7 protein-coding genes and 3 pseudogenes are annotated in these 9,787 nt (G+C 56.6%); 2 read left to right on the top strand and 8 right to left on the bottom strand.

The genetic code is table 11. The annotated features are described in order from the left end of the window. Positions 1–215: 215 nt before the first annotated feature. From MHZ97_RS21805 to MHZ97_RS21780, 6 genes and pseudogenes are all read right to left on the bottom strand, one after another. Positions 216–872, bottom strand: a pseudogene (locus MHZ97_RS21805) (tyrosine-type recombinase/integrase); the annotation flags it as partial. A 7-nt stretch (positions 873–879) separates the two neighbouring features. Then, on the bottom strand, positions 880–1,236 hold the full coding sequence (locus tag MHZ97_RS21800) for a hypothetical protein (protein WP_239315651.1): 357 nt from the start codon (positions 1,234–1,236) through the stop codon (positions 880–882). 4 nt (positions 1,237–1,240) lie between these two features. Beyond that, the gene (locus MHZ97_RS21795) at positions 1,241–1,756 is read right to left on the bottom strand and encodes a hypothetical protein (protein WP_239315652.1); all 516 of its coding nucleotides are present in this window, start codon (positions 1,754–1,756) and stop codon (positions 1,241–1,243) included. Between the two features lie 77 nt (positions 1,757–1,833). Continuing rightward, positions 1,834–2,049 (bottom strand): hypothetical protein, encoded by a 216-nt coding sequence (locus MHZ97_RS21790; protein WP_239315653.1) that lies wholly within the window; start codon positions 2,047–2,049, stop codon positions 1,834–1,836. Between the two features lie 822 nt (positions 2,050–2,871). Beyond that, positions 2,872–3,945, bottom strand: a complete 1,074-nt coding sequence (gene xerC, locus MHZ97_RS21785) for a site-specific tyrosine recombinase XerC (RefSeq protein ID WP_239315654.1) — start codon at positions 3,943–3,945, stop codon at positions 2,872–2,874. Positions 3,946–3,998: 53 nt separating this feature from the next. Next, a pseudogene (locus tag MHZ97_RS21780) lies at positions 3,999–6,992 on the bottom strand (CHC2 zinc finger domain-containing protein). A gap of 130 nt (positions 6,993–7,122) precedes the next feature. Here MHZ97_RS21780 and MHZ97_RS21775 point away from each other — a divergent pair. Together MHZ97_RS21775 and MHZ97_RS21770 are read left to right on the top strand one after the other, a co-directional pair. Then, positions 7,123–7,461, top strand: coding sequence for a helix-turn-helix domain-containing protein (locus tag MHZ97_RS21775; RefSeq protein ID WP_239315655.1), 339 nt, complete (start codon positions 7,123–7,125; stop codon positions 7,459–7,461). 55 nt (positions 7,462–7,516) lie between these two features. Further along, on the top strand, positions 7,517–7,759 hold the full coding sequence (locus MHZ97_RS21770) for a SymE family type I addiction module toxin (RefSeq protein ID WP_239315656.1): 243 nt from the start codon (positions 7,517–7,519) through the stop codon (positions 7,757–7,759). Positions 7,760–7,987: 228 nt separating this feature from the next. On the opposite strand, the gene MHZ97_RS21765 is transcribed toward MHZ97_RS21770, so the two are convergent. Together MHZ97_RS21765 and MHZ97_RS21760 are read right to left on the bottom strand one after the other, a co-directional pair. Next, positions 7,988–8,188 carry a hypothetical protein gene (locus tag MHZ97_RS21765; protein WP_239315657.1) on the bottom strand — a complete coding sequence of 67 codons (201 nt, stop codon included), beginning with the start codon at positions 8,186–8,188 and terminating at the stop codon, positions 7,988–7,990. Positions 8,189–8,197: 9 nt separating this feature from the next. Next, positions 8,198–9,398 (bottom strand): annotated as a pseudogene (locus MHZ97_RS21760) (VENN motif pre-toxin domain-containing protein); the annotation flags it as partial. Between the last annotated feature and the right edge of the window lie 389 nt (positions 9,399–9,787).

The following is a 9,787-nucleotide window of genomic DNA, read 5'->3' as shown; positions in this document are numbered from 1 at the left end:
TCAAACCACTTTCAAAAACCAAGTTGATACCTATATAGGCATCCTCTACCGAAGAAAATATCGAATAAACTTTCAACAAGGATTTTCCGATACAATCAACAAATAATGGTAAATTTGAAATTTACCCCCGCGCACACTGAAGGTGGGGGGCAGGAGGTGCGCAGGGACGCGCGCCTGCTGCCTGCACGAACCCCTGCGGACTTACAGAGAGCCGGCTAACTTTTACGGCCTCTCCACCGGCGCGAGGGCTGGCCGGGCGGATCCACGTTGTCCGGCAACTCATCAGCGCCCGGCGTGTCATCTTCCGCCGTCAGGTCGGCCAGCAACCCGACCTCTTCACTGTCCGGCTCCTGCTGCTCCGCCGGGTGCGTACTGGCATGCACCGCCGCCAGCGCTCTTATGGATACCTGCGTGTAGATTTGCGTCGATTCGACGCTGCGATGGCCCAGCATCGCCTGTATCCAGCGCAGGTCCGCCCCGTTCTCCAGCATCTGCGTCGCCATCGCGTGCCGGAACAGATGGCAGCTTCCCCATTTGCTGATGCCCGACGCCCTGATATAGGTGCCAACCATATTGGTGATGCCGTTCGCCTGCAACCCTTCCATGCCGTCCAGTGCAAGGAACAGTGCCTTACAGTGCGGGTTGACCAGTAGCTGCGGTCGTACCTCCTGCTGCCAGTAGTTCAGCCACCATAAGGCGCGCGCGCCCACCGGGATTACCCGATCCTGTTTTCCCTTGCCCTGCACAATGGTGACCGTTTTTCTTGAGGCGTCCACGCTGTACAGCTCAAGGTTCACCACCTCGCCGCGCCGGATCCCCGTTGACCACAACAGCTCCATCAGCGCACGGTCCCGGCCTGAATGGCCGGGATTTGTATAATTACCCATTATTGATATAAATAGCGCTGCTCTTAGAGGGTGGTTTATCATCCCATCCCATGGCAGTCAAAATATTCCCTGCCAATACCCTCATATAATTCCACTCGGAACTATTGTAAAGTGCATCGTTATTCCAGAACTGAATATTGTCTGGCCCACTAATTGATAGCATATAATCGTCCAGCGCCTTGATGGATAATCTCTGCTCATTACTTAATAGATCTTCGTTAATATCTTCGAGCGCAAGCTCCCATTCTACTGCAAGCTCATCAGCCACATTTACAAAATCAGGAAATAAGCTTTCCTGCACTGTGCTAGATTGTGCAAAAGCCCGTGTAATCCATTCAATTCTTTCCATATATCTACTCTCTAGATTTACTAATAATAGTAGCCTTCTCTCCTTGAGTAGGCTTATATGTACTAGGATCTACAACTTTCATTGTTCCCTGCGTAGTGGTTGAGACTTTGTAATAACTACCACCGTGACGCCCGCCACCCGGATGATACTGAATTTGACTGATTTCCGGATGTCCTTTAACTTCAATGATAACAGCTTGCCCTGAGCCTCTGGTTGATTGCCGAATATTAACTTGATAACCAGCCGCCTGGAAATCCTTAACTATATCATCAGCGGAACGCCCCCAAATAGATTGGGGTGTTTTAGTAAAGTCAGTTGCAATATTTATGGGTTTTGTAACTACATGTGGTGTATTCCCCTTAACAATACTATCAATAGCCGACGAACCAGTCTTACCCGTAGCCGCTGTTCCCTGAGAAGCTTTTCCTGATGATGGTTTATCTAACGTAAACGCCACAATTACCGACGCGAGAACCGCTTTGCTCAGGTTGTTTTTTTGTAATTCTGTATTATTCGCCACCGGTTCAAGCTCGGAGATCGAATAAGCAACCAGCTGCTGGCATTGCGTGTTACAGCCCGGCGACGCTTGCAGTACTTTCAGCTTTCCAGCTCTGCTTTCTGCTCGTTAACAGGAATTGCAGTAGCAAGGGCTTGTTTCTGCTTCTCTGTATCCAACTTTTTCAGGTCAGACAGAAGCTGTTCTCTCTCGGCCTCAGTCTTCGCATTCGCATACTTTTCGGTGAAGGTCGTGACGTCCTTATCACCCAAAAAGTTATTCTCAACAACAACTTCGTCCGGCGCGCCATCCCTCACCGCAACCGTTTTTTCCCTGTGCTTTCCGTAGGTTAGAAGTGAGTTTTGCTGAGGTGTTTCTGCGCCACTAACTTTTTGCCCCGACGCGCTTTTTCAGCCCGGACACGCTACCGCCAAGCCGTGATCGCCCGATCTGCACAGCCGCATCTTGGCAGCCAGCAACAGGCCTGCCATTAGTATTTCCTTTAGTTTCAGTCGGGTTTACTCCGGGCGCTGAGCCGGGACGCAGCTTGTCTGCGGCCCGGTGAAGGGCCTGCCGGGTACGGGCTGGCGAGGCCCGTAAGCGCCGGAACGGCGCTCTGTTCCACTGCTGGCTGACCGGGGTTTGCTTTTGCATGACAACGCGGACCAGGGCGGGAGCGGAAGCTGGCGAGGCGGGAACGAGTGACGCGCGGTCCCTGGCGCGGCATGAGCCGCCGCAGCCAGACGCAGCCGGGCGGGCATAACGCCCTTTAAGCGGAGGCCGTAAGGCCGACAACACCTGGCCGTTTGCTGAGTTTGCGCATTATGGCCGGTGCCGCCAGGGATGGCGGCCTGCACCCGCTGCCTGACGCGGGGCGCAAGCCATAATGCAGATTAGACGCATACGAGCGCGTGACATGGCCTGGAAGGAGCGGCCCGGACGGCCGCGAGAGTGCGGCTAATCTCCCGCATTATGGTGAATGACCGGGCAGCGGCCGCACTGGATGAACATATTCCTTTGTGGCCGCGCCGCTGCGCGGTCATTTACCCCGCGTGGCACGGTGTGACAGCAGGCAGATCGCGCCAGGGAAGGCGCGCTCTGCCGTTCCACCTTCCTTACGGGCTGACAGACGCCACCCGCTAACCCTGCGGGCTGTCCGCTGGCGCGTCTGTCCCGTCCGGCTCTGCTGCCTCCCGCTGCTCTGCCGGGTGGGTACTGGCATGTACCGCCTGTAACGCCCGGATGCTCACATGCGTGTAGATTTGCGTGCTTTCCACGCTGCGATGCCCCAGCATCGCCTGTATCCAGCGCAGGTCTGCGCCGTTCTCCAGCATCTGTGTCGCCATTGCGTGGCGGAACAGGTGGCAGCTTCCTCTGTCGATACCGCACGCTCTCAGGTACTGCACCGCCACCCGCGTGATGCCTGCCACCGTCAGCCCCGCCAGGCCATCCATTGCCAGGAACAGCGCCTTACAGTCCGGGTTGACCAGCACCTCCGGGCGCACGTGATACAGCCAGCGGTTCACCCACCACAGCGCACGCTCACCCACCGGCACTATTCTGTCCTGCTTTCCCTTACCCTGGATGATGGTCAGTATCTTCCTGCCTGCGTCCACGCTGCACACGTCCAGTCTTTCCACCTCGCCGCGCCGTATGCCCGTTGACCACAACAGTTCCAGCAACGCCCGGTCACGGATGCCCTGCGCCGTGGCCAGGTCACACTGGCTCAGCACGTCTTCCACCTGCTCCACGGTGAGTATCGTGCGTGGCAGGCGCTTCTCCAGTCTCGGTAGCTCCAGGTCTGCCGCCGGGTTCGCCAGCAACAGGTGCTGCTGTGTCATCCAGCGGAACCACACCTGCAACGGCTGTACCGCCGTTCGCTGAGTGCGGCTGGTCAACGCTTCACCGTTGCCCTTACGGTACTGATACAGCCAGCGCTGGTAGCGCTCCAGCAACGGGCGCGTGACCTCGGCGGCGTAACTGATGCCCCGCTCGTTCGCCCAGCAGAGGAAGCGGTAGCTGTGATGCGTCTGTGTTTTCAGCGTGGTTTCAGACCAGTTACGCTCGCGCCGCCACGTCACGAACCGCAGCAGCAGCGCATACAGGCTTTTCGGGTCTGAGGCGGGTCCCACGGGCTGGCGGTAGATGTCATCGACGGTAAGCAGTGCATCCTTACGGGGTCTGCGGTTTGAGGGCGGTCTGCGGTAAGTCATGGTGACACTCCATTGTCTGAGTGATGCTGCCTGCCACAGGCGGCTGAGATAGGTTAATGAGGACAAAGGCGGCGGTGTTGTTTTATTTTTTCCCTTATTACTGCGTTCTGGCTTACTGCAACCACTTCACGCTGCAAGCCCTGTACTGTCTGACCTGAGCGGGATTTTCACTATCCCAACTCAGCCCCAACATGGCCCCAACTTGAGGGCAACTTGCGCCAGCCTTAACCCAACTTGCGCTCGCCGCCTTCGTTATCCTCCACGTTCAGCAGCCCGCACAGGTGGTTTTCCTCGCCGCTGCCGCCGTCCCACAGCAGTTCATAACGCAGCAGGTGGCCCCGGCTCCCGCCGTGCGTCAGCAGGTATTCCAGTTCGGTGAGCCGCAGACAGTGCACCTTAAGCTGGTTATCACTCCAGTTGGTGTACGCCCGGATATCCCTACGCGTGAAGCGCACCTCAGACGCCAGGCAACCCTGCTGCTGCGCCAGCGCCTGCACCATGTCACGCACCAGTAACAGCAGCTTACGGCTCTGCGGCGGCATTTCGTCCAGCGTACGACCCAGCACTTCATGCGCCAGCCGGTTTGCCAGGGCGATGTCGCTTTTCTGGACCTCGATATACTCGATAGTCTGGCCACGATGCGTGGTTTTCTTCACCTCGCGCTGGTACTGGTGCAGCAGCGTTACCGCCTGGATTAACGTCAGGTATTTCATGTGGTCGCGCCGGGTGCGCGTTTTGTCGCTCAGGAAGGTCAGCTGCTCCGCGAACGGATTCACCACCTTCAGCGGCCGCAGCAGCCGCTGCGCGTTCTGGTGTAACGTGGTCAGGTACTGCTTTTCACTCGACGCCAGCAGCCCTTCCAGCGTCTGCGCCCGGCGCTGCTGCGCATGGATGGCCTGCGTCTGCTCGCGGCTCTCGTTCACCGTCAGCACCAGGCAGCGGTTCAGCAGCTCTTCATCCACGTCGCTGGCCGTGGTGGTCAGCATCAGCATCACCGGCCCCTGTACTTTGTACTCCCGCGTGACCAGCTCGCCACTGGCCTCATCCTTGCCGGTTGAGGCGATTTTCAGTTCCCCGTCGCTCTGTAACAGCTTGAGCGCATACGCCGCCTGGCGCACACCTTCTTCCTCTGCGATGGCGAGGATTTTGTGCTGTAGCGAGGTTTCGCCCAGGTAGTACAGGCTCTGTCCGGTCATGGCGCTGTACTGCACCCGGTCTTCCTCCGGTATCAGCCCCAGCACCGCATCCATCAGCGACGACTTACCCGCCGCGCTGCTGCTCTGTATCAGAACGGCCAGCGGTTTATCCAGCTTTCTTGACGTGGCCGCCAGATACCCGGTCAGCAGATTGCTGCTTTCACCGACCACGCCGCAGGCTGCCAGGTCACTGACGATACGTTCGGCCAGGTCCGGGGATTTGAGCAACGCCAGCGCGGCCTGCTCATCCTTCCCGGACACTGGGACCGCGGCCCCAGTGTGCTCCGTCTCCGTTGCCTGGCGCTGCTCGTCCTGCTTCTGTTCAAGTGCCAGCAACACCCGGCCACACTCGCGCTTTATCACCGCCACATCACACGCAAGCTCATTCGCCGCTGTGCTCACATACGCCTGCCTCTGCTTTGCGTGGTACATATCGAAGCTGTCGACGTGGAACGCGCCGGTGCTCTCGTCCAGCACCTGGACGTTGACCTTCATCACCTCAGCCAGCATGTTTTTTTGCCAGCCGCGCACCCGCCACACCCTGGGGCCACTGCGCAACAGCAGTTCTCCGGCAGGCGTTACCTCACAGGTAACCGGTGCGGCCGCAGCCGGTGCCACAGTCACGGGCAACGGCGCAGGCTGCGGAGCCAGTCGGGCGGCTAAAGAAGGGACGCTTTCGTCAGTCTCCGGCACCGGCTGCGTGACAGGCTCCATCCTCACGGCCTGCTCCAGCGCCAGGCCCAGCGCCTTTTCGGCGTTGCCGCTTTTCAGGGCATAGCTGTTCGCATCCAGATCCTGCGGGAAGCGCACCCGCCAGGCCTCGATCCCGGCACCGTGCAGCGCTTGTGCCACCTGCGCCGCGCCGCTGTCTCCGGCTGCGTCCCTGTCGAACGCGATCAACACCCGTTTCACGCCGTGATACTGCAACGCCGCCAGGTGTGATGCCGTGAAGCCGTTCACGCCGAACGCGGCAATGACGTTGCGATAACCGGCGCACCAGAACGTCATGGCATCGATAAGCGCTTCACACAGGATGATATCGGCGGACGTGGCCAGCGCCTGCTCGTTCCAGACACCGGTCAGCGGCGACGGCAGATACAGGTGCTTCGGGCTGGTGAGCTTGATTTTGTGATCTGCCAGCGTTCTGCGCCCGTACAACTGCAACACCTGGCCACGCGCCGCCACATCATGGCTTTCAGACCAGCCAACCACCGGCACCACCAGGCAGCCCCGGAAGTGGTCCTGCCGGTTTGATTCACGCACCACGCCGAGCGCAGTTAACCGCTGGCGCATGGCTTTACCTTCTTTCAGGTGTGGCGATGGCAACACGCCTGCCACGCCATGCGGCCCGGCCAGCCCCAGCCGGAAGTGCGTAACGAGTTCAGGATGAGACAGCCCGCGCAGCGCCAGCCATTCCTGGCCCTCCGGACTGGCCAGCAGGTTCTGGTGATAGAAGTCCACCACCTGGTGCAGCAGCGCCTGCCCGTCGTCATCTAGATCGGTCAGGTTCTGGCGCGGTGGTTCAGGCACTGCGGCGGCTAAAGAAGAGGCTTGCGGCACCGTGAACGATCCGGCCAGATCCCGCAGACGGATGAGGGTTTGCGGATAGGTGAGCCGCTCGGTTTTCTGCACCCAGTCCAGCACGGAACCCGCAGCGCCGCAGCCGAAGCAGTGGAACAGGTTTTTGGCAGGCGTGATAACGCAGGACGGCGTTTTATCAGGATGGAACGGGCAGCACAGCACCACATCCTTTCCCCGTTTTGCCAGCCGGTGGCCCTGCGACTGTGCCACGGCAACCAGTGGCACATCACGCTTAAGCTGCTCAAGCTCTGCCGGAGTTATCCTTGCCATGCTCTGCTCCACTAAAAATCTGTCAACACCCCTTTGATGCTTTTATTAGATACCTTATAGTGTTTATAAGTCAGACACTATCAGAGGGGGCGTTTACAGTATGGGCATATCCACTTTATGGCTCTTACCCATGAACTTTCCCGCACGACTGATACAATTGCGTAAAGCGGCTGATCTGACCCAGCAGACGCTGGCTGATCTGGCTTCCATTCACGTTAACCAGATCCGACGCTATGAAGCCGGATCGGCACAGCCCACACTGGATGCACTTGTCCGGCTTGCTAAGGTGTTGCGGGTGTCGCTGGACAGTCTGGTGTTTGACGACCACGAACGCGGCCCGTCTGACGATCTGGCTTTACAGTTCGAAGCGGTAAGCGGGATGCCGGAGGAAGAGCGCCGGATTATCAAGGCGTTACTGGACGGAATGATATTGAAGTATCAGGCTAAACAGATTACTGAGCGCGGTTAAAGCAGGCGGCAACCTGCCCTAACCGCTGACCACAACCAACTGTAGGAGAGTTGATATGGCTGGCCCACATCATAAGCCAGGCGGGCGCATTTCTAAAGCACAGCGACAGTTAAAGGTCGGTTACGTCAGCATTAATCACACTGACCGGCACACTGGCGCGAGCCGCTATTACAGCCGCAGCCCGGTGCTTAACCTTAAGGGTAACTGGTTACAGGAGGCGGGATTTGAGTATGGGCAACCGGTTATTGTTACCGTTGAGCAAGGCAGACTGATTATCTGCCTTGCAGGAGCGGAGTGACATTTACTGATGCAGCGATCCCGGCCAGTGCGCCGGGATTTTTGTTTTAACGGGTGTCGGGCCTGCGCCCTGACCGATAGCGACACGCGTTTTGGAGGACGGCCACAACGTGGCGGTTCAACAAAACATACCCTGTCCCGCAGTTGAGGAGAAAAACCGTGTACAACCGTGACAACGGCGCGGCAGATGACAGGCGAAAAAAATCCCGGCACAATGACCGGGACTCTTTTAGGAGTTCCACTTAACAGTAAAATCAGTTAACTGGTTGTTAAGGAATTCTTTATTCTCAAACCAATAATCAAAAACTTGGGCTTCTTCACTACGTAAAATTAGATAGAAGCCTCCAGTGTCACCATGGGTATCATCAACGATTTGGATTTCCCATCCTGCATACTCACCGTTAATAACTATTCCCTTTTTCAAAATCATTTTGCTCCCTTAATCCTCATAAGGAACGTGATTGTTCGAGATGTATTTGCCAGTCTCAGGATTTTTTACACCAAAATGAACATGTGGAACACCTGGTGCATGGGCACCGCCAATTGAACCTGAGTCTATCCTAAATTCTTTTGTTCCATCTGCACTATGATAAACACCTGATCCTGGCTTGCCGATCTCTTTATATCCCGCTCCCAAAAACTTCAATCCAGCGGCTAATGCTTCATCAGAAGTTAGAGTTATCGAGCTAGTGAAATTTTTCTTACCCGATAAGGTTTCATTAATAACGCCGTCAATCTTACTGTTAGAGTTTTCTGACAGATACACCACATCTTTTTTAGTGAATGGATCTGCCCCTGGATTAACTAAAATGTTTCCGCCAGTATCCGGGGCACCGTCTACATTACCGGTATTGCTCACACCCTGTTGCCCTGACTGATCCGGTGTTGTGAGCGTGGTTCCTTTGCTCTGATCCTGCGCCGGATTAACCAGCTTACCGCCCGTCAGATCCCTGTCTGGTTGTGGGAAGATGGTGATTAACCCTTTCTGATCCTGGCCCACCATATAATCGTAGGCTTCACGCTGCTCTGGCGTTAACTTCTCTATCAGGTCAGCTTTACCCGTCATTGCAACGTTAAAAACATATTCCTGCTCTGAAGCAGAGAGTTTGTCCAGCACGGTATTTGCTGCACCAATGCCCAGCAACGCCCCCAGTCCTTTCTCAACCAGCGCATTCCGGCAGGCTGCAACCTTAGAACAGCCTTGTGCGGCAAGCTTTCCGCCCTGAACCAAAGCACCCAGCGCATTATTCTCAACCGCATTCTTCCCGGCCCCCGCCCCGGTCCCGCCTCCCAGCGTCGAATCCGATGCGATCCCACCCGCCAGCCCTGCCGCCATCTGGCTCAGCGCGCTTACCGTCTGCTTCTGGCTCTCGCACCAGTGCCGTCAGCGCCACCTTCTGCAGGTCGCTGCCGGTGCCTTAATGACGCAGGGATTGTCATACGTCTGCTTCATCACTGCTGCATCGCTGACTGGTTTGCCTTTCTCTTCCCTTTCCAACTGCTGCCGGGCATACGACAGCGCGCCGGGGTCGGTCTGCGCTTTCAGCCCTGCAATTTCGCCCCTGGGTACGGATAACGTCCATCGCCTTGCCGCCGATTTCGCTGATAAGTTGCGCCTGCCGCAGGCGGTTCTGCTCCTGTATTATCACCACTAAGAACACCCTCGAGTTGTCGGGCTGTGACGAAGGGCTTAGCGTCACCAGCATCGAAAGGCCGAAGATGCTCCAGTGGTTTAAGGCATTCCCCGGCGCGCTTAACGACACCGGTGATGTCCCGGTGATTAAGCGGAGGATTGAGCATTTTGAGTAGGGCTGACAACACGATCCCGCTGAAAAATTGGGAGCATCATTTTATACAGCCAGTTCATTCCATTCATGGGATATGTTCAGACGCGATATAAATATTTTTTATATCATCTGGTAAGACACTATATCTCAATGGGTACTGAGGCTCTGATATTAACTTATCCTCCTGATTCCATTAGTTATAACTACATAGTCCCGTTAAGAAGTCTACGGCACCAATTGCT

It is taken from the genome of Pantoea sp. ACRSC, from assembly GCF_022346785.1.
GTDB classification, from domain to species: Bacteria; Pseudomonadota; Gammaproteobacteria; order Enterobacterales; family Enterobacteriaceae; genus Pantoea; species Pantoea alvi.
Note: the sequence above shows the minus strand (reverse complement) of the source record. Positions and strands in the feature narration are given on the sequence as shown.